The organism is Capnocytophaga bilenii (assembly GCF_017565765.1).
Taxonomy (GTDB): Bacteria; Bacteroidota; Bacteroidia; order Flavobacteriales; family Flavobacteriaceae; genus Capnocytophaga; species Capnocytophaga bilenii.
The window spans coordinates 263,100-285,039 of sequence record NZ_JAGDYP010000001.1 but is presented as its reverse complement, the minus strand read 5'-3'; the positions used below and the strand labels follow the sequence as shown (position 1 = coordinate 285,039).

Sequence of the window (21,940 nt, the reverse complement as noted above, 5' to 3'; positions counted from 1 at the left end):
TCAGTTTATGAAATAGATGAATTAAAATATTAAATGTCAATAGCCTCACCATAAGCTGCAGCTACAGCCTCTTTTACGCCTTCACTCATTGTAGGGTGAGGGTGAACAGCTTTGATGATTTCGTGCCCTGTAGTTTCTAATTTACGAGCTACTACAGCTTCAGCAATCATATCAGTAACACCTGTACCAATCATATGGCAGCCTAACCATTCGCCGTATTTAGCATCAAATATAACTTTGATAAACCCTTCGGTAGTACCAGCAGCATTTGCTTTACCTGATGCAGTGAATGGGAATTTACCTACTTTTATTTGGTAACCTTTTTCTTTAGCTTGTTTTTCGGTAAGACCTACTGAAGCGATTTCAGGAGTACAATAAGTACAACCAGGTATGTTACCATAGTTAAGCGGTTCTACGTGTAGTCCTTTAATTTTTTCAACACACAAGATACCTTCAGCAGAAGCAACGTGAGCCAAAGCTTGTCCAGGAACAACGTCACCAATAGCGTAGTAACCAGGAACGTTAGTTTGGTAGAACTCATTTACCAAAATCTTATCGCGCTCTGTTTTGATACCTACAGCTTCTAAGCCAATATTTTCAATATTAGTTTTAATACCTACAGCCGAAAGAAGAATGTCGGCTTCTAATACTTCCTCACCTTTAGCAGTTTTTACGAAGGCTTTTACACCCTTGCCTGAAGTATCTACTTTAGTAACCTCAGCAGAAGTCATAATGTTGATACCAGACTTTTTGAGGCTCTTTTCTAATTGTTTAGAGATGTCTTCATCTTCTACAGGAACGATGTTAGGCATAAATTCTACGATAGTAATTTCAGTACCCATAGCGTTGTAGAAGTAAGCAAACTCAATACCGATAGCACCACTACCTACTACAATCATTTTTTTAGGTTGTTCAGGGAGAGTAAGTGCTTGGCGGTAGCCAATGATTTTCTTACCATCTTGAGGCAAAGCAGGTAATTCACGTGAGCGAGCTCCTGTAGCAATGATAATATGGTCGGCACTATATTCAGTTACTTTACCATCTTTATCTTTTACATCAATTTTTTTACCAGCTTTTAGGGTACCATACCCCATTATTACATCAATTTTGTTCTTTTTCATCAAGAACTGAACCCCCTTGCTCATAGTACCCGCTACATCACGGCTACGCTTGATAACTGCTGGGAAGTCTTTGTCAAAACTACCTTCATTTACGTTGATACCGTAGTCTTTAGCGTGTTTTAAGTACTCAAATACCTGAGCTGATTTTAGTAGTGCTTTTGTAGGGATACAACCCCAATTGAGGCAAACGCCTCCAAGGTTTTCTTTTTCAACAATGGCTGTTTTAAAACCCAATTGAGAAGCGCGAATAGCGGTAACATATCCACCAGGTCCGCTTCCTAAAACAATAACATCGTATTTACTCATTTTTTCTAATTTTAATTGTCAAGTTTATAATTAGGCTACAAAGTTACAAATATTTTTTAAACAAGCATCATTATTTTCCTTTTTTAATTGTTCTTCTTTCGTATTAAAGTTATAATTATCTGAAAAATAATTCTTTATGGTGTTTATAATTTATAGCTTACAGTTCAAAATCTCCTAATTCAGTACCTAAGAAACGAATTTTAGCTCCACCTCCTAATTCGGTAAGCCAATAACCATCTACGTTTTTTAGAAGATAAAAATCTGATTGAGGGTGTGTATCTCGGCTGCAACCCATACGATACCCTGTATAGATAGCCAATATCTCAAAATTTCTATTTTTTACGAGCCTATATCTACCGAAATACACATAATTTTTATCTACCAAAAAGCCATTACGCTCCTCTTTTAGGGTTGCAGCATCATACCCCTTTACCTCTTTTAAGGGTTTTCCATCTTCAGCCCAACGGTCAAAATAATACACCTTGTTAGCGTCTTTGTAATAAGGATAACTCACTTCTTGGTAAACGGTTTTGCTGGGGTAGGGGTTAGGTCTGTCATAATCCTCTTGTATAGCATCATTATTGTTGGTTAATAATTCGTTATAGCTTATTTTTTTATCTTTCAGCTCTTGTATTTGCTTATCGGTAAGGTTATCTATAAGAGTTTTAGGGTAATGATGATACAGCTGATTTTCATACAAAACAACCCCATCTATATAAAATAGATTTTTACCATACACAGGTGGTGTGGTGTATCTGAAAGGTAGTTTTTGGCTCCAATTATAGACTCCATTCTTATCGTATTGATAATAATCTACCTCAGGGAATTCGGCAAAGGTAGCCGCATCATACATTTCTAAAGGCTCTCTGCCGTAATATACCAATTTTCCATCGGTAGCAAAACTTTTGAAAGCCTTTACATTGGGTAAATCTTCAGTAGCAATAGGCACCCTAAAGCCCTCATCTCTCACAGGGTAGTAGCTCGGGATATTATAAAGGCTGTTTTTATCTATTAAATAGTAATTGGTTAAGGTTTTAAGGGTAGGAATATCAAAATCTTCCGAATGTAATTCTGTAAAAATAGACTTAGTTTCATCGTCTTCCCACTTATACCCCAGTACATACTTAGATGTTTTGAATATCAGTGATGAAATTTGCTGTACGGGTTCCCCCTTGTAATACAAAGGTTTCCCTTTGCGATACAAGAATTTATCATCACAAATTCTGTCGTCTTCTGTGAATTTTTCGTTAATCTTATTAGGGTTTATACCCTCTATAATTTGGTCGTAGTAATACACGTGGTTTTTGTCTTTGAAATAGCAATAAGTGACAGTTTCAAAAGTAGCAGGATCGGAGATAGCAATAGGTTTGGTACCAAAAAAAGCCTGTTTGTTGGTACGCCAATAATACCTGTCGACTCCTCGAGACCAGCCTTTAATCTCTTTGATTTCTTTACTACCAATAATCTTAAAGCCCGTAGTATCTACCTTCACCAACTTCCCTTGATAGTAAATGCTATTTTTATCTGCCGAAAAATCTTCGTCTATGACTTTAAATGTAGCCATATCGGGGTAGAACACTTTTCTAAGGTCATAATCCTGATATACTACATAGGTTTCATTCATAATGTAAACATCTCGCACATAGCGACTCGGACTCATAGTTCGCTGTACTGATAGACTATTATCCTGTGTAGCCTTAATAACCTCTAATGGTTGCGCCTTGCAGTAGGGCAAATACCCAATGAGTAATGTAAATAATAAGAATTGTTTCATAGTTATATATTTTTAGTAATTAGCCCTATCAATTTGTTATTAGGTAAAAACTCTTTTAAAACTACTTTTAAGACGGTATAAGCGGGAATAGCTACTACCATACCTACCATTCCAAAAAGCGTACCACTGATAAGAGTAATAAGGAAAATCTCTAAGGCGGTGGATTTTACAGAATTTGAAAAAATAAGCGGTTGCGAGAACACATTATCAATAAATTGCCCTACTAAGAAGCCTATCAGTACGTAGATAGTTGTAGGCAGGCTAACGCTCATAAAGTCGTTTTGCAGGTTGCTGCTCATCGTTAGCAATGCCATTAGCACAAAGCTTATCATAGGACCTATATAAGGAATAAGATTAAGCATAGCACAGAGCAACGCTATGATAAAAGCATTTTCTACCCCAAAAATAAGTAAAACAATGGTGTAAATAACGAAAAGTATAGTAATTTGGAGTATCAACCCTACGAAATAACGAGACAAAAGGTTGTTTATTTTGAAAATAGAAGTTTTAAGTTTTCGTTTTCTATGAGAGGGGAAAGTAGAAAGAAGGGCAAAAAGGATTTTTTCACCGTCTTTCATAAAGAAAAAGCTGATAAAGAGTACCGAAAAAGCACCTACTCCAAAATCACTAATAAAAGAGATAAAGGAATTAAGGAAGTTAGGAATATCAATAAAATTTAGAATTTCTTGTACTCCGAAAGAATATTCTTCAGGGTTAAGCCCTATTTTGCTAAGAGTCTGCTGTATAAGGTCATCGAGATTGTTTTTGAGCAAATCAATATTAAGTCCTGAAAGGTTTTTGCCTTGCGAAACGAGCAGCGGTATAAACAAGCTAAACACACTCAAGGCTAGCAAGATAAAGATAGTCATTGTAAGAATAACACAGAGGGAACGGCTTTTTATGCGCAGTCGCTTGTGGAAGAACTGAATGAGGGGTTTGCCCATTAGTGTTAGTACTAATGAAACGATAAGATAAACGATAATAGATTGTAGCAAATAAAGGGTGTATAGCCCTAATACTACTAAAACAATGATTGCTACGGCACGCAATATGCCATTTGCTATTTCTTTTGAGGTCATAAACGGTTTTTATTTTTAATCTAATCTATCAAGTTTTTTAGTTTCTTTATTTTAGAAAAAATATGATTATCAGGTTCTTCTAATTCTTCAAAATGTTTTTTCTCTTCTATATATAAATATTCTATAATTTCTTTTATCAGAATTTCTTTTTCATTCATTAGGGTTTGGGGTATTATTTTTTTATCTACAAGGTTGCTATAATCTAAAACTATTTCCTCCTTTCTGTACATTTGATTTACTTTCTCAATAGCTTCTTCTATGTTTTCGGCTTGAATTTCAATAGTTTCTGATAATAATTCTTGAATTTCAATCTTAAATGTTTCCATATTTTACTTTTTTATAGTTACCACGCCCAATAAATTCAATAATTCCTTTATCTCTTAAAAGTTGTAGCTGTTGTCTTATTTTATCTTTGATGAAATTATTATTTGGGTATTTTTGCTTTAATTTTTCTTCAAATTTATAGACTTCATCAAGAGTAAAATATTCTTTTCTTATGGTATCTACACAAGCCATAACATCTAAAAGCCAACCTTTTGATTCTTTATTTTTTAATCGCAAGAATAAGGTTTTTCTAAAAGCTTCTTTTACAATATCTCTGTCTATGATTTGTTCATTCTTAACTAAAAATACCTTTCCTATATCAACTATTTTTGAGATATCTATATTACATCCTATCCAACCTGCTCGTCGGGCAGTTTCTGCAAGTGGAGGTCTTTTTATGATAATCTCAGGTATAAAAAATTGCTTAGGTATAATCAGAAAATTATCAACAGTCCAACTTTTTGTATAAGTCAAAAAGAAAAAATTAGGATTATTTTCAGAGTTTATTCTTTCTATCATTGTAGAATAAGCACCATCTGTAATAGTTTTTGACAACTTCCCATTTTTGCTTTTCAATTCAAACTCTTCTTTACAACTATTACAATAAAAATCAGCAACTGGACGATTATTTTCAAACTCATTTAATGGTAATGCTCCACAATTTGGACAATAACAATTATTTAAAACCCAATTCTCAGTCAGTAATCTTGCTATTTGGGAGTTATTTTTATAGCCATAAGCTAAATTTACATTGAAAGCTAAGTTCATATTTTTTTAATCATTGATAACCAAAATCCTCTCCATCTTCATCTTGAAAAACAATAGGGGTTTGCTTTCTTATCCAATTTAAAAATTGAGTGAGGGTTCTTTCTATACTTGGTGGGTGTGCACTGATTTCTATAAAAATATAGACCTCTTGATCTAAAAAGATACGTACACTATATGGCCAATCAGTTGGAGGAGGTTTACTCTCAGTACCTTTTAGCCAATATTCACCTTCTTTCATTAGATAGTTGCCTATTTGTATTGGATGACCCACATAAGTATCTAACAGAAAAATTTGTTCTCTGATTTCTTCTTTATGTTTTTGATACCAAGTAGTATCTTCAAATATTACATAAGCTTCTGCTGCCATAGTTAATATGTGAAAAATGAAAAACGTACAATTTCTTTATTTGTCCAAGCCGATAGAATGACTATTTGGCAAATGGTATCATTTTCTTCTTTTTGGAAAGAAGAACGTATTTCACTAATATCTTCATTGAGATAATTCTCAAATGATAATGCAATGACATTCTCAAAAAGGTACTTATGTATTGTATTTTGATAGTCTTTTAATGCTAATAGTAATATTCCTTTCTGATAAGATACATCTACTATTTGTGCATCACTCCAATTATTTTTGAGTATATCAAGCATAGTTAATACACCTTAAAATGTTTTTATAGTCTCATTAATCAGGTAAAAATCTAATAGTACCACTGCGGTCATTGCTTCGACAATGGGGACGGCACGGGGTACTACGCAGGGGTCGTGTCTGCCTTTGCCTTGCATCTCTACAATGTTGCCTTGGCTATCAAGGGCGGGTTGTGACTGCATAAGGGTTGCTACTGGCTTGAATGCTACCCGAAAATAAATATCCATACCATTGCTAATGCCTCCTTGTATGCCCCCTGAATAGTTGGTTTGGGTAGTGCCATCGGGATTGAAAAGGTCGTTGTGCTGACTGCCTCGCATTGTTGTACCCGCAAAGCCACTGCCATACTCAAAGCCTTTTACGGCATTGATAGAGAGCATCGCTTTGCCGAGTTGTGCGTGGAGCTTATCAAATACAGGTTCGCCCCAACCTACGGGTACCCCTTTTACCACACAGCTTACCACTCCGCCCACCGTATCGCCCTCCTTGCGTATGGCTTTGATATAGGCTTCCATTTGTTCGGCTAAGATAGGGTCGGGACAGCGTACGGCATTGGTTTCGGCTATGGCTAAATCAAGATTAGTGTAGGGTTGGGTAAGGGAAAGTTCGCCTACACTCGACACATAGGCATTGATTTGTATTCCTTTGAGTACCTGTTTGGCAATAGCTCCTGCTACCACACGGCTCACCGTTTCGCGTGCTGATGAGCGTCCGCCCCCACGAACATCGCGAATGCCATATTTCTGTTGATACACATAATCGGCGTGGCTGGGGCGGTATACTTCGGCTATATGGGCATAATCGGCTGAATGCTGATTTTCGTTTTCAATGATAAAACCAATGGGAGTGCCGGTAGTTTTGCCATCTAAAATACCCGAAAGGAAGCGTACCTTGTCGCCCTCTTTGCGCTGGGTAACAATAGCTGATTGCCCCGGACGGCGGCGGTTGAGTTCGTGCTGTATGGCTTCAAAATCTAAAAGGATATTAGGAGGGCAACCATCGATGATGCCTCCTAATGCTTCGCCGTGCGACTCGCCAAAGGTGGTGAGCCTAAAAAGTGTACCAAAGCTATTGCCTGCCATTTATAAGTCCTTCATTTTGGTTACTAATACTTCTATAAACTTGCTAATGGGCGTTTTGACCATCATCGCCATTACAGGGTTGAAGTCCCCTTTGAAAAGCAGTTGTACTTCGCTTTCCTTATCTGATATTTCAGCAATATTGGTAGTAAGCTGAAAAGGGATTTTGCCATTTGCTTCGCCTAATACTAACTGACTATCGGGGGTAGCGCTTTTCTTTTCTAATGAAATTTCGGGCATTCCTTTCAGGGCAAACACAAAAGAAGTGTCGCTAAGTTTTTGAAATTTGCTGATGTTGTCGGGCATTAGGCGTTCAAAGTTTTCAACTTTTTCTAAAAGAGCAAAGAGGTCTTTTGCACTTTTTGGGACGATTGTTTTTGGAGATTCTAAGTTCACAATGATTAATTATTTAATGGTTAATTGTTATTTTACTAAAACGGTTTCCCAGCCGTCATACTGACCATTGGTATCGAGGGCAACATCTATCAAATCCCAAGTGTCGCCGTTAATATCATCGATTGTATTTACTTTAGAAACTATGAGATGGTAGTAAGGTTCTTGGGGAGCGTCTTCTTCTTCGGGCTCTACCCTACCGCTATCTTCTACCTTATACCCCAAAGCTATTACTTTGCTAAGGGCACTATTCATATCTTTTTCAGTATCAAAGTACAGCCAATGTTCTATAGGGCGTTCTTGGTCGGTATGGTCGCCTGACTCTTCGCAATGGCGCTGTACCGCACTGTTTTTGATGCTTTGATGTTCGTAGATATTGGGGTAAAGATAGTCGGAATATATCTCCCAATTAGGGTCATCTACGATACGTATTTCAGGTTCGTAGTCGGCAATATTTGTGAAAGCCTTTTCGATATTGGCTACCAATAGAGGAGCGTTTTGGGTATAGTAAAACCACGTTGTATTGCCTTGATAGGTTACAACTCCTGCTAAAAAATCGGTTTCTTTTAGCGAAGGCATTATAATATCTTCAATGTTATAGAGGCGTTCTCTTTCCTCATCGGTAGTAAAACCGTGCTCATCGGGTGCTTTAAGCACAAGGTTTAGCCTTACGCATTGGGTGTAACCCTCTATAGGGAAATCGGTTTCGCCTATACCTAAATTGATGCGAAACACAGCGGGCTTATCTTCTACTCTACCGATATAGACTGCCCAGTTTTCGGGGATTTCTATTTTTTGCATAGTTATTCTTTTTTTAATTATTGAGGGTATCCAAAAAGTTTTGTTTTGTAAGGGCGATTTGCAAATCAGCCCTACAATGTAAATAAAAGTGATTGATTATCAGTTTTGTAAACTTTGACAAACTCTTAAAGTTTGTCAAAGTATGTGGCGCATATTTATCCTTCGCAGAACCTTCGGTGGGACAGGTAAGACGGGTGGGACGGGTGAGAGTGCGAGCTGCGCCAGCTCGCGGACTTTCCTTCGTCACATACTCCGCTGCGCCAGCTCGCGGACTTTCCTTCGCTTATCCTTCGCTCATCCTTCGCTGAACCTTCACTGAACCTTCGGTGGGACGGGTGGGACAAGTGGGACGGGTGAGAGTGTGAGCCGCACAATCTTTTATATTGCGAATTTATTAATATTCTTTGGTTTTTATTGCGAATCTTTTAATTGTGTGGTAAGGTGGTTAAACGATTGAAATTCAGTGTTGTATCGTCTTATGTTCGGTATGTGTTCGGTATAGGTTCGTTCTTCCTTCGGTGTTCCTATATCCTTCCTATATCCAAAAAAAGGAGTAAGTTAATCTTTAAAACGCTGATTATCAAGGGTGATTATTTTTTCGATTTGCTATTTTGCTAATTATAGATTTATTGAAAGATTCGCAATGTTTTGACTAATAGTTTGTCAATTTGTTAATTGCGCCACGTGTCGGGGCTTTTGCGCCATTCTTTGAGGGTATCGAGTTCGTGTTCGCCGATATAGCCTATTTCTAAGGCTTTGACGAGCAGATGGTCGTAATCGCTGAGGGTGTGGAGGGTGAGCTTTTCAGTGGCAAAATTAGCATTGGCTACCTCAAAATTATAAGAGAAGATAGCTACCATACCTAATACCTCAGCCCCAAAGTCGCGGAGGGCTTTTACTGCATTGAGGCTGCTCATACCTGTGCTGATAAGGTCTTCAATAACAATTACGCGCTGTCCTGCTGTTAGCAAGCCTTCTATCTGGTTCTGACGACCGTGTTTTTTAGGCTCAGGGCGTACATATACGAAAGGCAACCCCAGCACGTTGGCTACTAACATACCCATACCAATAGCCCCTGTGGCTACGCCTGCTACTACTTCGGCAGTGGGATAATGGCTTTTTATATAGGTAGCCATAGTATTGGCTACGTAATTGCGAACCTCTGGAAATGAGAGGATTATGCGGTTGTCGCAATAAATAGGCGATTTCCAGCCACTCGCCCAAGTAAAATAATTTTCAGAATTCAATTTTATTGCGTTAATTTGCAGTAAAAATTCGGCGGTACTTTGTGCCGTAGTGTTATCTAATATCATAATGTTATGAATGAAATATTTTTAGACAATAAGTCGATTATTTTGACAAATGTACAAGAAAATATTGAGAACGAAAAATATTTTCGGTTAAAAGATGTAAGCCTTGATGAAATCATCGAAGCACTAAGCCATAAAGAGGTAGAGAGAATATACCTCTATCACCCTAAGGCTGAGAAACTTATGAAGAAATTTAAGCAGCTTATCCCCACCATAAAAGCAGGGGGTGGGATAGTGTATAATCAGGAGGGTAAGGTGCTGCTCATCAAACGAAACGGCAAGTGGGATTTGCCTAAAGGAAAGAAAGAAAAGGGCGAAAATATTGCTACTTGTGCGCTGCGCGAAGTGGAGGAAGAAACGGGGGTGAAAAAGCTGCTCATACAGCGTTTTAGGACGATTACTTACCACATATTTAAACGCGATGGACACTACTTTCTGAAAGAAACTTACTGGTATGATATGACGACTACTTATAAGAAGAAATTAGTACCCCAAACGGAAGAGGGTATAGAAAAAGTATGCTGGAAGGATGAGGCTACCGCCAAAGAATTGGCAAAAAGCTCTTATAAGAATATACAAAAAATATTCAATTAGCAAATTAGGGAATTAGAAAATTGGGGAATTAGAAAATTAGGGAATTAGAAAATTAGGGAATTAGAAAATTAGCAAATTAGCAAATTTGGGAATTAGGGAATTTGGGAATTAGGGAATTAGCAGATTTGAGGGGTAGATAGGGGGTAAAAGTTTTTTCCTCTTTTTCCTACACTTAAAAAGAGAATAATCCAACTATTTATTGTATCTTTGCCCAAATTTCCTGAATTTTGGTGTTCTTTTTTTTTTCAAACACAAAATTACTAATTTTCGGGAACTTTTATTTTATTATAAGAAAAAGTTTAAACAGCTTCAATATGGCACAAGATAAAGGACGTGGCAATCTCATCAAAGAGCAGTTAAAAGCTAAGGGGTATACGCAAGTATGGCTTGCGGAGCAACTTGGGGTGTCTTTTAGCATTACAAATGCTTATGTCTGTAATCGCAAACAGCCCAATCTTAAAACCATTTTCAAAATTGCGGATTTGCTCGGAGTGTCACCAAAGGATTTAGTGTTTTAGAGTTTATGACAGAGGACAAGGTTAGAGATCTAGCTAAGCATAAATTAGGGTTAGAGGATACCGAAACAGCAAAAGCTGGTGTCGGTCAGCTAACCACATTTAATCAGCTTGGCTTCAAAGGAGTAAGTGACCGCCCAGATGGTTGGTACCTACCTAATGAAAAAATGTTCCCCGCCATCATTCTTGAAGTGAAGAGTGTAGTTACGCCTTTGAAAGAACAACAAATAGCGGAATTGCTGAAAAATTGCAAGATTGCCTCTTCTCAATATGCCAAAGTGGTAGGTATTCTCTACAACGGCGAAGATATAGTGGTTTTTAAGAATGGAGAGAAATTACAAGGCGAAACTGAATTACACAATAAAGAATATTACCTCAATCTGTTTGCGGAAAATCTGATTGACAAGTCCAAGATTTTTCGATTAACTAAGAGGATTAATGACACGCTTCACTTTAGCTTTGGTATCAAAAATCTAAACCACCGAATGATATTTACTGCTTGTGCCTTGGTGGCAAAACGTTATGGAGCAGTACTGACCAAAGGAATGAGCTACAATACCTTCCGTCAATCTATTTTTGATACCTTGTCAAAGTCTTACGAAGAAGCTATTGCTCAGAATTCTAAGCTAAATCTATTGCTGGAGGTGTATTCAGAAATCAGAATGAATATTACCAACAATCAAGAGGCGATAGATGATTTTATTGCTTGTGTTGAAGAAATATCAGACAATATCAATTCTGACTTTTGGCAGGGAGAAGATGTTATGGCAATCTTCTTTAACGAGTTCAATCGCTACAAGGGAAAATCCGAACAAGGACAAGTCTTTACCCCTGACCATATCACATCATTGATGTATCGATTGACTGAGACAAATAAAGATGACATTGTATTGGATGCGGCATGTGGCTCAGGCTCTTTCCTAGTAAAGGCTATGTGTAATATGGTTGACGAAGCTGGTGGTAACCGTACTCATAAAGCTAAACAGATTAAACAAGAACAACTCTACGGGATTGAGTTTGATCGAGAAATTTTCGCATTAGCTTGTGCTAATATGTTGATTCATAAGGATGGAAAGACCAACCTTGAACAATTAGACGCAAGGCGAGACGAAGCAAAGAAGTGGATACAGTCAAAAGGAATAACAAAAGTCTTGATGAACCCTCCTTTTGAGAACAAATATGGATGTATCGATATTGTCAAGAACACTTTGGATAGCGTTGCTAAGGATGCTGTATGTGCCTTTATTATGCCAGACAAGAAAATGGAGAAAGTGCAAAAGGCAAAACGAATACTGAAGTACCACACTCTTCTCAAAATTATTAAACTCCCTGAAAATATTTTCTCGGAGGGGGTTACTACATCTGTATTCATTTTCAAGTCTGGCACACCTCATGGCAATAGAGAAATTTTTGCTTGCTATATTGAAGACGATGGGCTTGAAACAGTAAAAAATCAGGGTCGTCAAGATGTCAAAGACCGATGGCAAGAGATTGAGGACTATTGGGTAGAAGTAATACAAAAGCAGTCGGGAAATGATACTATTCAGTGGATAAACCCCAATGAGCATCTATCGTATCAGATGCCAATGAAAGAGTTTGAGATATATGAGGAGGATTTCAATAAAACCGTAATGGATTACCTCATGTTTCAGCAAGGTATAGATGTCAGGGTGTTCCAAGAAAATCTCATTAGTAAAGTGATGTATTCAAGTTCTATTACACAACACGGAAATGATGTAAACATAAGTCTACACACAAAAAATGAAGAATAAGATAGATGTTTCTAAGTGGACTAAGTTCCCGATGGAAGAGATATTTGGAACTCCAACAAGGGGTACTCGCCTTAAACAAAGTGATAGAATTGATGGAGAGATTCCATTAGTTACCGCAGGAATGGAAAGGCAAGGAGTAGCAGCGTATATAGCCAAAGGAGGAGAGTTGTTTTCAGGTCGAAATATCACTATTGATATGTTCGGAAATGTATTTTATCGCAATTACTCATTCTATGCTGATGACAATGTTCTCGTTTTAAATGGACAACATAGGACAGAACTTGAACTCATTTATATTGTTGGTGTATTACAGTATCTGTCAGAAATGTACAGCTATAAAGACCAGTTTCGTCTTAATAGTTATATGCGAACGCTTTTGCCATTACCAATTGATACTCAAGGGCAACCAGATTGGGCATATATGGAGAATTACATAAAACAGGTGATAGCAAAACAGAACAAGCATCTTGATCTATTGCTACTTTCTACCCCCCCTCTCTGTTGTGAAAAACAGTTAAAAATCAAACAGTGGAGCGAGTTTTTATTTTCAGATTTGTTCAATATCGAGAAAGGGAAGCGGCTAACAAAAGCCAATATGAAAGATGGTGATATAAGATTTATTGGAGCAAGTGCTATCAACAATGGTGTTACTGCACATATTGCAAATACAACTCATTTGCATCCTGCTAATACAATTACTGTAAATTATAATGGTTCAGTAGGTGAAGCGTTTTATCAAGACAAACCTTTTTGGGCATCTGATGATGTGAATGTCTTGAACTTGAAAACTCATCACTTATCTAAAGAAATCGCACTATTTCTCATTCCCCTCATTCGAAATGTAGGCAAGCGTTTTAAGTTTGATGAAAAGTGGACCAAAGACCTTATGAATAAGACTAAGTTGAAGCTCCCAGTCGATACATCAGGGGCTCCTGATTGGAGTTATATGAAAGATTATATTTCTATAGCATTGAGTACTATGGAAAATAATCAGAAGTTGCTTCATACAGTCTAAAGACGAATGTTAGCTAGATTCTTCTCTATCAGCCTATCCATATTCCTTGAAATCTTGCTATCCGTAATCTGAGCATAAATTTGTGTTTGCAATGGAGGCATGCCCCATCATCTTAGCGATGCTCTCAATGGGTACACCTGCTTCTAATGTCAGTGTGCCGAAGGAATGGCGACCGACATGAAATGAAAGTGGTTGCCGAATGCCACAAGCTAAGCCAATCGCTTTAAGGTGCATACCTATCTGTATTCGACTGAGCGATGTTTCAAAAAATGGCTTAATGGACAAAATTCAGGCTAAAAAGTTGTGTAAGCCCTTATTTTATCTACCTTTGCAAGCATTTGAAAATATGAACAAAAAATATGCTTTTACTGTAGCAGTAAAATAGCCAAGAAAAATGGCAAGGTAAATGGTATTCAGCGTTACAAATGCTATGCTTGTGGGAAGCAATTCTTAGCTAAGCGACAAGTTTCTTTAGACAAAGAGCAGCTTTGGATAGAAGAGTATGTTAAAGGTAAACAAACTTATGCTCAATTAGCCGAAAAACACGCTTGTTCAGCAAAAACAATCAAAAGGAAATTAGATAGTTATTCAGTCAAAAAAGAGGCTAAAATAGCTCGAAAAGTGATTGTTTTAATGGATACAACATATTGGGGAAGAACATTTGGAGTAATGCTTTTTAAAGATGCTATAACTAAAGAAAATCTCTTAAAATACTATGTAAAGACTGAAACAAACGCCTTGTATATACAAGGTATTCAAGAACTTATAAACAAAGGATTTGAAATCTTAGCCATTGTTTGTGATGGAAGAAAAGGACTATTGCAGTCATTTAAAGACATTCCTGTTCAGATGTGTCAGTTTCACCAAAAGCAAATTGTGGTAAGGTATTTAACAAAGAAGCCTAAACTTCAAGCAGGGCAAGAACTGATGAATGTTTTAAATTTATTGACCAATACCGACAAAGAATCGTTTGAAGGAGCATTAGGGCTATGGTATGAAAAATAGAAAGACTTCCTTAAAGAAAGAAGTGTTAATCTATTGAATAATAAAACATTTTACACCCATAAGAAACTAAGAAGTACCTATAGAAGCCTAAAAAATAACTTATCTTGGCTTTTTACTTGCTATGATAATATAGAGCTAAATATACCTAATACAACCAATGCTATTGATGGACATTTTGCCGATTTAAAGAATAAACTTAGAAATCATAACGGTTTATCGTTAGACAGAAAGAAGAAATTTATTGAAGGGTTTTTAAAGGTATAGGGTTGCCAAAATATTGATAAAAAGAGGTTGCCATAAAACAGACAACCTCTTATCAACATTTTGTATAACATCTGTATTATCCCTGATAGGTTGCTCCCCAGCAGAGCCTATTTCCGTTTCATACAGATGAGGCAAAGGTAAGACAGTTTTCTATATTATCCAAAAAGTGGGTGTAAAAAACAGCCTGAATTTTCTCCATTATACCTAAAAATATTGAAGCCAAATCAAAATTACTTTTAAATCCTCTTTTTCCTACACTTAAAAAGGGAATAATCCAATTATTTATTGTATTTTTGTCCAAAGTTCCTGATTTTTGGTGTTCTTTTTTTTTCAAACACAAAATTACTAATTTTCGGGAACTTTTATTTTATTATAGGAAAAAGTTTAAACAGCTTCTTAGAGAGAAAAAATTAACAAGTGAGTTTAAACATTATTTACGCAAGTAAGGGGGGAAGTAATTGATAAGGAATGAGCGACACGCTCTTAATTATAGTAGGCACGAGCTACAAGCTCGCGCCAGCAGGGGCTAGTATTTAGTTGTTAGAATGTTAGCCAATTTTAAAGATAAATAAGTTATGAAACATATTCCTACCACAAAAAAGCATATTGTTCTTAGAGAGCGATACAACGAAATCACTTTCAGTGTGATGTATGAAAGTGTTAATGGTGGTATTGTAGAGAAGTTTAACCAAGGTTCGCAAAGCAAGACTGAAAAATACAAGAATATTGAGGCTTTGAAAATTTTGGCTAATAATGGCAAGCAGTATCGTTTATTACCCGTAATTCAAGATGGGAAGAAGAACCCTGATGCTTTTAATTTGCAGACTTTAAAATATGTAGATATAAAAGTAGCAGAAAGTACTAATGGTAAAAACGCGATTCAGAATGCTTTGAAAGAAGCTAATAAACAGGAGGTTTCAGAAGTTATTATTCATTTTACCCAAGAATTAGAGTCTAATAGAGAAGCTTTTGATATGCTAAAAGCAACATTTAAACAAAAACGTGCAGAAAATATAGAAGCAATCACCTTTATTATGCCTGATAAAAGAGTGTTACAAGTAAATACAGAGCGATTTAAATAACAAGGAGGCAAACTGAATTATTATCAATTTGCCTCCCGGAGGGGTGAAGGCTTATAGAGACCCGAAGTCTCGTCCCGCACCATTCAAAACAACTTTATGCTGTTTTGCGGTGCAAAGATAATACTTTTTATGTAAGTATGCAAATTCTATAAAAAACTTTTTAAAAATGAAAAAAATTATTTCTTTTATTTGTCTTCTTTTAGGAGGCGCTACCCTTTGTGCACAAACGCAATATACCGTAAAAGGTTTTGTGCATAATGCTTCGCTTGAAGGTATTGCTAATGTAGCTATTAAGGTATTGGATGCGGATACTAATGTGATAGTGAATGAACCTGTTACGGGAAACAATGGGCTTTTTAGCTTTTCTTCTGCTAAACGCAATCTGCGTATTTATATTGAAAGTACAGGCGATTACCTATCATATACCAGTGAGCCTTTCTTGCTGACTAACAATATAGAGTTGCTCTCTATACCTCTTGCTTCTTCACTGAATTTGGAAGAAGTAGTGGTAACGGCTACAAAAAGGAAGTCCGCCGTGTATATGGAGCAAGGAAAAATAGTGTTTTCGCCAAAAAATAGTCTTACTCATCAGCAGGGGACGGCTCTCGATGCACTGAAAAGCACTCCTAATGTGGTAGTGGACAATCAAAATCACCTGAGCATTGGCGGGAAAAGCAATGTGTTGGTTCTTATCAATGGCAAACCTACTTATATGCAGCCTGACGATTTGGCAAATTACCTAAAATCTATCCCTATAACACAAATTAAAAAGACGGAATTGCTGCTCAATCCGCCTGCTGAATACGAAGCACAAGGAGGGGCAGGAGCTGTGAATATTGTACTCGATAAAAAGACAATAGAAGGGACGTTCTTATCGCTGAACAATGGGGTATCGTATTGGTGGAACTTGCGGCAAAATACCGAACTACAATTACAACACAGCGTGAAGAAAGGTATTCTACATTTAGGTTACAATCACCAATTGGGATATTACGCAATGGATTACGGCAGCGAGCGCGTGCAAAACGGACTGCGCTACGAAAGTCCGACAGATGATACTGAGAAGCGCAAGACCATAGCGGGGCATATAGGCTATGACTATTGGCTTGACCAACGGCACTCTTTAGGCGCACAACTGGCTGCTAATACCCTATTTGGAAAAGGAACGACCAGCACCACTACTCGTTTTTTCGACAGAGCTAATGTATTGGAAAAAACGCTATCGGGCTATAACGATTACTTTATGCAGAAAGCTAATCGCTATAGCACTAATGTTTATTATACTTTTAGTCCTTCGGATAACGAACGCTATCAGTTGGACATAGATTACGCTTTTTTTGATGGAGGCTCTGGCAATAGGCAACCCAACACCTATCGTTCGCCAGCGGGTACGATACTTTCTCACGAAACCTACCTATCAGAAAACGATAGAAAAATACATATTTTGGCTACTTCTTTCCGCTCAGAATTACCCTTATGGGGCGGAAGCCTTACGGCAGGAGCTAAGTATTCGCAAGTATTTTCGGACAATAGTTTTCAGTTTTTTAGGCAATTGCCTACCCATAACCTCATAGATGTAAACCGCTCGAATGCTTTTGATTTCAAAGAACGCATTTTTGCTGTATATGCCCAATATCACTACCCTATTACTGAACGCTTGAGTGCTGAGGTGGGCATACGCAACGAAACTACTTTTTCTAAAGGACAGTTATTACCCGAAAAAGGGAGTGCTTCCACACCCCAAGAACACCGAAAGCACTATACTAATTTCTTTCCTACCCTTAATTTGCAGTACCAATACAACGATAACTTACAGCTATTTGCAGGCTATAGCACTCGCATCAACCGACCTGAGTACCAAAACCTGAATCCGTTTGAATACCTTTTGGACGAACTATCGTATTGGAAAGGTAATCCGTTTTTATTGCCTGAAAAGATACAAAAAGCTACTTTTTCGGCTTCGTACAAAAAGACTTCTTTTACAATGGCTTATAGTTATTCTACCGACTTTTTTAGCAGTATCAATGAGCCTTTTCAAGCTAATAAAATCATTTCTATCCCTAAGAATATAGGCAAGCAGCACCATTTGCTTTTTTCGCTCTATCAAGAGCTGAATTGGGGCAATGGCTATCAGACGACTCTTACCCCTAATCTGAGCTATATAGAGAACAAAGGGGCGGTAATAGAGGGGAGCCCCTTGCACCTACACAGGTGGCAGTACAGCCTGACAATGCAAAATTACTTTCGCTTGCCTTACCAATTGAAAGGTGAGCTTACTGCCGTTTACAATTCGCGTAGGTTGGCGGGTATTAACGAAATAGCTAAGTCTTCTGGGGGAATAGATATTGGTTTGCAACGCCTTTTCTTAAACGACTGCCTTACAGCTACTTTTAGCTTTACTGATATTTTTCACACCCAACGCTGGGATAGCGAGAGCCATTTGCCTAACTTAGACCTCTACGCTTATGGTAATAGCGAAAGCCGACAGGTGAAATTGAACCTTACTTACCAATTTGGAAAAGCGAAAGAGGTACACACAAGCGAAGTGGAAGAGGTAGGAAGATTGTAATTTGCCAATCTACTTATTTATCATTATCTTTGCCCTTGATAATCTAAAAAATAACTTACTATGAGTGCCGTTATTACTGATATAGAACAATTAGACCCTATCAATGGGGTGTATACCTATGCCGACTATGTGCTTTGGAGAATAAAAGATAGGTTGGAAATTCTTAGAGGGAAAGTTTTTAAGATGAGCCCTGCTCCTGCTATTTCTCACCAAAAAGTAGCGAGAAACCTAACGGGGGGAATTTTACAATTATTTTAAAGGGAAAACTTGTCAGCTTTTTGCGGCTCCTTTTGATGTGGTACTTAAGAACCAAAATGGTTTGGAAGATAGTGTGGTGCAGCCTGACCTTTGTGTGGTATGCGACCCTAAAAAGTTAGAAAACGACAAGCGTTGCTTGGGTGCTCCTGACCTGATTATAGAGATATTATTGCCTGGGAATACTAAGAAGGAAATGCGCTATAAATACGAACTTTATGAAGAAGCAGGGGTGTGTGAATATTGGGTAGTACGCCCTATTGATAAAGAAATTACTCAGTTTGTGCTTGAAAACGGCAAATATTATGCTCAACCTCCTATTGTAGAGGGGGATATTATCTACTCGGCTAAGTTTCCTGAGCTGGGAGTTGCTACTGAGGATATTTTTAGATTGTGATTTTAACAGTTATGACAAAAGAAATACTAATAGTGGGAGTTGGTAGCTTTGCAGGAGGTGCCTTGCGCTATATACTCTCGGTAGGGCTTAGCAAGTTAGGACGCTTATGGGCATTCCCCATAGGTATTATGGTAATAAACGTACTGGGCTGCTTTTTGATAGGGGGATTGTATGGCTACTTCAAAAGCAAAGCCACTACAGACCCTGTATTGCCTTTGCTACTGATGACGGGCGTTTTAGGGGGCTTTACTACTTTTTCTACTTTTTCGTTTGAAACCATACAGCTATTGCAACAAAACGAATGGCTAAAAGCGGCGCTTTACGTAGTAGGGAGTGTAGGAGTAGGGGTAGCGGCGTGCTATTTGGGAATGAGACAGTTTGGGAATTAGGAAATTAGGGAATTAGCAAATTTGAGGGGTAGATAGGTAGTATAGGGATAAAAGTTTTTGAATTTTGGTGTTATTTTTTTTCTCAAACATAAAATTACTAATCTTTTGGGAACTTTTATTTTATTATAGGAAAAAGTTTAAACAGCTTCATAGAAAAAAGAATGAAATACCAAATAAAATTAAGTATTTTTATTAGTTTTCTACTTATAAATTGTAGTGTTAAAAAAACTGAGTTTGAAATTATCTGTACAAAAAAAGTAAGTAAAGAGTATTCTTATAATCCTTTGGGTTTTATAGAAAATAGCTATGGAAAGTTAAATATAAAAACCATTTCTCACTACGATAAGGAAGGAAAGTTAAAAGAAGTTTTTTGGAATAGACCTAATGGTTTTTTGAAATATACATTGTCAGAACTAAAAAATGATGTAGCCTTATTAAATAGCTTTGATATTGATACTATATATTCCGATAAAAAATATATCAGTTATATAAAAGAAAAAAAGAATGATACTATATTTTATTTATCTAATGATGATGTAATTATAGAGATAAAGAAGAAAGGATTGGATTAGGAACTGTTAAAATGTCTTATAGAAAAGTAATAGATACATTTATAATACTATTATTTATGTTTCAAATAACAATGTCTATTTTAGTTTTAATAGATAGGCTATCGTATGAATATCATAAATTTGAATATAAAGGCTCACTATTTCCAATAGAAGATTTTATAGGTGAAAAGTATGTAAGTTCCTACACTTAAAAAGGGAATAATCCAATTATTTATTGTATCTTTGCCCAAAGTTCCTGAATTTTGGTGTTATTTTTCTCAAACACAAAATTACTAATCTTTTGGAACTTTTATTTTATTGTAAGGAAAAGTTTAAACAGCTTCTACACCAAGATATGAAGATAATATGTATTTGTTTAATAATACTGATGTAGAAAGAGAATGTAATATGTTAGGAGATATCGATTTATTAGAAGAATTTGATTTGGAAATATAATGTTTGGTAATATTGGGGTACGAGCTGTAAGCTCGCACCAGCGGGGGGAGATATCTATTATGGTACAACTATTTGGAAGTTAAAGAGATAAAAAAAACTATGAAAAGAATAATATTTTTTCTTTTATTACTAATATTTATATCTTGCTCTAAAAATATAAATATAAAAAAAGTAGGTAATAATTTTTTTGAGAATGATTTATATATAGACAGTCAAGGTTGTCAATATATAAAGATAACGGAAATTTATAAGCAAGTAAAAGATAATCTTTTTGAAGATAAACAAGGAAATTTGTATATACAAGGCACTAATAATATAATTTTTTACTATTCTCGTCCAATATATATATCAGAACTTTATGTTATGAACTCTGATAAATTAATAAAAATAAAGGACATTGTAGATAGAGATACGTATGAAAAATTAGCTGATACAGGTTTTTCAAAAGATAAGCAATTCTTATACCTATTAAAAGAGTGGTCAGACAGATGGGAATTACATATTATTAGCAAAGAGCCCAATAAATATAAACTTGTTTGGAGAAATTGCAGATATTATCTTTATTCTGATGGTAAATATTATTTGAATCAAGACGTTTTTACAGAAGAAGAGCTGAAAGAATAATATACCTCTCATTGATAAAACTATTCGATAAACGTGTTTAAACTTTTTTGAGGAACTTACAAGTTTCAGTAACAAAAATTGCATAAAACAATGAAAAAAAGAATATTGATTATTTTATTTCTATACATTTATTTCCCTTTAAAAGCACAAGACTCTATACATTTAATAGATGTATTGCTTAATTTTTGCTCAGAAGCAACCAAAGAAGAGCCTGAAGAAGAAAAAATACTTTATATTTTTCAAAGTATACCTTCTGAAAAGATAAATTTTCTTCCTATAGAAAAGAAGAATAACTTAGCAGGATTCGCCAAAGAAAAAATAGTTTATGCTAATTTAAAAGGGGATGAATATGATGGTGAAGCATCACTAATTTTTTATAAAAAAGGAGATAAAAAAGTATATACATTAGATTTATCTATCCATAGTAGGTATGATGTAATAAAAGGGAAAGTCTGTTATGATAAGACTAAATACCTTATTTCCTTTCCTGAATTAACAGAAAAATTAGGAAATATTTTCTATGATTCTGTTTTTCAAGCTAAAGACACCAAAAGGAGTAACTATATTTATCAGAATCCGCAAACACATAAAAAAATGGTGTTTTCCATCCAATCTTATAATCCTCCCGAAGCAACGTACAATATTATATATCGTATTGAGATAAAAGACATTTCTTTCTTTGATGAAGTCTCTTTGAAAAAAGATAAGTTTTATATAAAAAATTGATATTTAAAAATTGCACTTACTACTGGAACTTACAGTAATTGATAAGGAATGAGCGACACGCTTTTATTATAGTAGGCACGAGCTACAAGCTCGCGCCAGCGGGGGATATACCAAAAGCACAT

General features: G+C 36.2%; 24 protein-coding genes and 1 pseudogene. 12 read left to right on the top strand and 13 right to left on the bottom strand.

Going from position 1 to position 21,940, the window contains the following annotated elements:
* Positions 1 to 29 precede the first annotated feature (29 nt).
* The 11 genes from lpdA to pyrE form a co-directional block, all read right to left on the bottom strand.
* Complete coding sequence (lpdA, locus tag J4N46_RS01465; protein ID WP_208057715.1) at positions 30 to 1,427, bottom strand: dihydrolipoyl dehydrogenase; 1,398 nt, start codon at positions 1,425 to 1,427, stop codon at positions 30 to 32.
* A gap of 157 nt (positions 1,428 to 1,584) precedes the next feature.
* A complete protein-coding gene (locus J4N46_RS01460; protein WP_208057714.1) occupies positions 1,585 to 3,201 on the bottom strand; it encodes a DKNYY domain-containing protein in 1,617 nt (538 codons plus the stop codon).
* A gap of 2 nt (positions 3,202 to 3,203) precedes the next feature.
* On the bottom strand, positions 3,204 to 4,280 hold the full coding sequence (locus J4N46_RS01455) for an AI-2E family transporter (protein ID WP_208057713.1): 1,077 nt from the start codon (positions 4,278 to 4,280) through the stop codon (positions 3,204 to 3,206).
* Positions 4,281 to 4,300: 20 nt separating this feature from the next.
* Positions 4,301 to 4,606 (bottom strand): DpnD/PcfM family protein, encoded by a 306-nt coding sequence (locus J4N46_RS01450; protein ID WP_208057712.1) that lies wholly within the window; start codon positions 4,604 to 4,606, stop codon positions 4,301 to 4,303.
* On the bottom strand, positions 4,593 to 5,372 hold the full coding sequence (locus tag J4N46_RS01445) for a DpnI domain-containing protein (RefSeq protein WP_208057711.1): 780 nt from the start codon (positions 5,370 to 5,372) through the stop codon (positions 4,593 to 4,595). Before J4N46_RS01445 ends, J4N46_RS01450 begins: the two co-directional genes overlap by 14 nt.
* 10 nt (positions 5,373 to 5,382) lie before the next feature.
* The gene (locus tag J4N46_RS01440; RefSeq protein ID WP_208057707.1) at positions 5,383 to 5,739 is read right to left on the bottom strand and encodes a hypothetical protein; all 357 of its coding nucleotides are present in this window, start codon (positions 5,737 to 5,739) and stop codon (positions 5,383 to 5,385) included.
* Between the two features lie 2 nt (positions 5,740 to 5,741).
* The gene (locus J4N46_RS01435) at positions 5,742 to 6,023 is read right to left on the bottom strand and encodes a hypothetical protein (protein ID WP_208057706.1); all 282 of its coding nucleotides are present in this window, start codon (positions 6,021 to 6,023) and stop codon (positions 5,742 to 5,744) included.
* Between the two features lie 12 nt (positions 6,024 to 6,035).
* Positions 6,036 to 7,103: a chorismate synthase gene (aroC, locus tag J4N46_RS01430; protein ID WP_208057705.1), complete on the bottom strand. Its 1,068-nt coding sequence runs from the start codon at positions 7,101 to 7,103 to the stop codon at positions 6,036 to 6,038.
* A complete protein-coding gene (locus tag J4N46_RS01425) occupies positions 7,104 to 7,496 on the bottom strand; it encodes an SRPBCC family protein (protein ID WP_208057700.1) in 393 nt (130 codons plus the stop codon).
* 27 nt (positions 7,497 to 7,523) lie between these two features.
* Complete coding sequence (locus J4N46_RS01420; protein ID WP_208057698.1) at positions 7,524 to 8,294, bottom strand: DUF695 domain-containing protein; 771 nt, start codon at positions 8,292 to 8,294, stop codon at positions 7,524 to 7,526.
* Between the two features lie 671 nt (positions 8,295 to 8,965).
* Positions 8,966 to 9,607: an orotate phosphoribosyltransferase gene (gene pyrE, locus J4N46_RS01415; protein ID WP_208057696.1), complete on the bottom strand. Its 642-nt coding sequence runs from the start codon at positions 9,605 to 9,607 to the stop codon at positions 8,966 to 8,968.
* Between the two features lie 6 nt (positions 9,608 to 9,613).
* On the opposite strand from pyrE, the gene J4N46_RS01410 reads away from it, so the two are divergent.
* From J4N46_RS01410 to J4N46_RS01395, 4 genes are all read left to right on the top strand, one after another.
* On the top strand, positions 9,614 to 10,198 hold the full coding sequence (locus J4N46_RS01410) for an NUDIX hydrolase (protein ID WP_208057694.1): 585 nt from the start codon (positions 9,614 to 9,616) through the stop codon (positions 10,196 to 10,198).
* 314 nt (positions 10,199 to 10,512) lie between these two features.
* The gene (locus J4N46_RS01405) at positions 10,513 to 10,716 is read left to right on the top strand and encodes a helix-turn-helix domain-containing protein (protein WP_208057691.1); all 204 of its coding nucleotides are present in this window, start codon (positions 10,513 to 10,515) and stop codon (positions 10,714 to 10,716) included.
* A gap of 5 nt (positions 10,717 to 10,721) precedes the next feature.
* The gene (locus tag J4N46_RS01400; RefSeq protein ID WP_208057689.1) at positions 10,722 to 12,485 is read left to right on the top strand and encodes an HsdM family class I SAM-dependent methyltransferase; all 1,764 of its coding nucleotides are present in this window, start codon (positions 10,722 to 10,724) and stop codon (positions 12,483 to 12,485) included.
* A complete protein-coding gene (locus J4N46_RS01395; RefSeq protein ID WP_208057687.1) occupies positions 12,475 to 13,500 on the top strand; it encodes a restriction endonuclease subunit S in 1,026 nt (341 codons plus the stop codon). Before J4N46_RS01400 ends, J4N46_RS01395 begins: the two co-directional genes overlap by 11 nt.
* Before the next feature lie 57 nt (positions 13,501 to 13,557).
* On the opposite strand, the gene J4N46_RS12990 is transcribed toward J4N46_RS01395, so the two are convergent.
* Positions 13,558 to 13,734 (bottom strand): tyrosine-type recombinase/integrase, encoded by a 177-nt coding sequence (locus J4N46_RS12990; RefSeq protein WP_236013541.1) that lies wholly within the window; start codon positions 13,732 to 13,734, stop codon positions 13,558 to 13,560.
* A gap of 123 nt (positions 13,735 to 13,857) precedes the next feature.
* Here J4N46_RS12990 and J4N46_RS13040 point away from each other — a divergent pair, with 123 nt between their 5' ends.
* Entirely contained in the window at positions 13,858 to 14,505 is a 648-nt protein-coding gene (locus J4N46_RS13040; protein WP_449506356.1) for an IS256 family transposase, variant Zn-binding type, read from the top strand.
* A gap of 382 nt (positions 14,506 to 14,887) precedes the next feature.
* Here the strand turns inward: J4N46_RS13040 and J4N46_RS01380 are convergent, their stop codons facing one another.
* On the bottom strand, positions 14,888 to 15,103 hold the full coding sequence (locus J4N46_RS01380; protein WP_236013526.1) for a hypothetical protein: 216 nt from the start codon (positions 15,101 to 15,103) through the stop codon (positions 14,888 to 14,890).
* A gap of 241 nt (positions 15,104 to 15,344) precedes the next feature.
* Here J4N46_RS01380 and J4N46_RS01375 point away from each other — a divergent pair, with 241 nt between their 5' ends.
* The 7 genes and pseudogenes from J4N46_RS01375 to J4N46_RS01345 all read left to right on the top strand — a co-directional run bounded on the left by J4N46_RS01375 (position 15,345) and on the right by J4N46_RS01345 (position 21,818).
* Positions 15,345 to 15,851, top strand: a complete 507-nt coding sequence (locus J4N46_RS01375; protein ID WP_208057682.1) for a hypothetical protein — start codon at positions 15,345 to 15,347, stop codon at positions 15,849 to 15,851.
* 166 nt (positions 15,852 to 16,017) lie between these two features.
* Positions 16,018 to 18,420, top strand: a complete 2,403-nt coding sequence (locus tag J4N46_RS01370; protein WP_208057667.1) for a TonB-dependent receptor domain-containing protein — start codon at positions 16,018 to 16,020, stop codon at positions 18,418 to 18,420.
* 60 nt (positions 18,421 to 18,480) lie between these two features.
* A pseudogene (locus J4N46_RS01365) lies at positions 18,481 to 19,072 on the top strand (Uma2 family endonuclease).
* Positions 19,073 to 19,083: 11 nt separating this feature from the next.
* Positions 19,084 to 19,461: a fluoride efflux transporter CrcB gene (gene crcB / locus J4N46_RS01360; protein ID WP_208057657.1), complete on the top strand. Its 378-nt coding sequence runs from the start codon at positions 19,084 to 19,086 to the stop codon at positions 19,459 to 19,461.
* Between the two features lie 161 nt (positions 19,462 to 19,622).
* Positions 19,623 to 20,033 (top strand): hypothetical protein, encoded by a 411-nt coding sequence (locus J4N46_RS01355; RefSeq protein ID WP_208057645.1) that lies wholly within the window; start codon positions 19,623 to 19,625, stop codon positions 20,031 to 20,033.
* 534 nt (positions 20,034 to 20,567) lie between these two features.
* Positions 20,568 to 21,092 (top strand): hypothetical protein, encoded by a 525-nt coding sequence (locus J4N46_RS01350; protein WP_208057641.1) that lies wholly within the window; start codon positions 20,568 to 20,570, stop codon positions 21,090 to 21,092.
* Positions 21,093 to 21,182: 90 nt separating this feature from the next.
* Complete coding sequence (locus J4N46_RS01345; RefSeq protein ID WP_208057639.1) at positions 21,183 to 21,818, top strand: hypothetical protein; 636 nt, start codon at positions 21,183 to 21,185, stop codon at positions 21,816 to 21,818.
* Positions 21,819 to 21,940 lie beyond the last annotated feature (122 nt).

Coding starts and splice junctions, on each gene's coding strand:
- lpdA (WP_208057715.1), bottom strand. CDS start 1,427: ATGAGTAAATACGATGTTATTGTTTTAGGAAGCGGACCTGGTGGATAT.
- J4N46_RS01460 (WP_208057714.1), bottom strand. CDS start 3,201: ATGAAACAATTCTTATTATTTACATTACTCATTGGGTATTTGCCCTAC.
- J4N46_RS01455 (WP_208057713.1), bottom strand. CDS start 4,280: ATGACCTCAAAAGAAATAGCAAATGGCATATTGCGTGCCGTAGCAATC.
- J4N46_RS01450 (WP_208057712.1), bottom strand. CDS start 4,606: ATGGAAACATTTAAGATTGAAATTCAAGAATTATTATCAGAAACTATT.
- J4N46_RS01445 (WP_208057711.1), bottom strand. CDS start 5,372: ATGAACTTAGCTTTCAATGTAAATTTAGCTTATGGCTATAAAAATAAC.
- J4N46_RS01440 (WP_208057707.1), bottom strand. CDS start 5,739: ATGGCAGCAGAAGCTTATGTAATATTTGAAGATACTACTTGGTATCAA.
- J4N46_RS01435 (WP_208057706.1), bottom strand. CDS start 6,023: ATGCTTGATATACTCAAAAATAATTGGAGTGATGCACAAATAGTAGAT.
- aroC (WP_208057705.1), bottom strand. CDS start 7,103: ATGGCAGGCAATAGCTTTGGTACACTTTTTAGGCTCACCACCTTTGGC.
- J4N46_RS01420 (WP_208057698.1), bottom strand. CDS start 8,294: ATGCAAAAAATAGAAATCCCCGAAAACTGGGCAGTCTATATCGGTAGA.
- pyrE (WP_208057696.1), bottom strand. CDS start 9,607: ATGATATTAGATAACACTACGGCACAAAGTACCGCCGAATTTTTACTG.
- J4N46_RS01410 (WP_208057694.1), top strand. CDS start 9,614: ATGAATGAAATATTTTTAGACAATAAGTCGATTATTTTGACAAATGTA.
- J4N46_RS01405 (WP_208057691.1), top strand. CDS start 10,513: ATGGCACAAGATAAAGGACGTGGCAATCTCATCAAAGAGCAGTTAAAA.
- J4N46_RS01400 (WP_208057689.1), top strand. CDS start 10,722: ATGACAGAGGACAAGGTTAGAGATCTAGCTAAGCATAAATTAGGGTTA.
- J4N46_RS01395 (WP_208057687.1), top strand. CDS start 12,475: ATGAAGAATAAGATAGATGTTTCTAAGTGGACTAAGTTCCCGATGGAA.
- J4N46_RS12990 (WP_236013541.1), bottom strand. CDS start 13,734: ATGCACCTTAAAGCGATTGGCTTAGCTTGTGGCATTCGGCAACCACTT.
- J4N46_RS01375 (WP_208057682.1), top strand. CDS start 15,345: ATGAAACATATTCCTACCACAAAAAAGCATATTGTTCTTAGAGAGCGA.
- J4N46_RS01370 (WP_208057667.1), top strand. CDS start 16,018: ATGAAAAAAATTATTTCTTTTATTTGTCTTCTTTTAGGAGGCGCTACC.
- crcB (WP_208057657.1), top strand. CDS start 19,084: ATGACAAAAGAAATACTAATAGTGGGAGTTGGTAGCTTTGCAGGAGGT.
- J4N46_RS01355 (WP_208057645.1), top strand. CDS start 19,623: ATGAAATACCAAATAAAATTAAGTATTTTTATTAGTTTTCTACTTATA.
- J4N46_RS01350 (WP_208057641.1), top strand. CDS start 20,568: ATGAAAAGAATAATATTTTTTCTTTTATTACTAATATTTATATCTTGC.
- J4N46_RS01345 (WP_208057639.1), top strand. CDS start 21,183: ATGAAAAAAAGAATATTGATTATTTTATTTCTATACATTTATTTCCCT.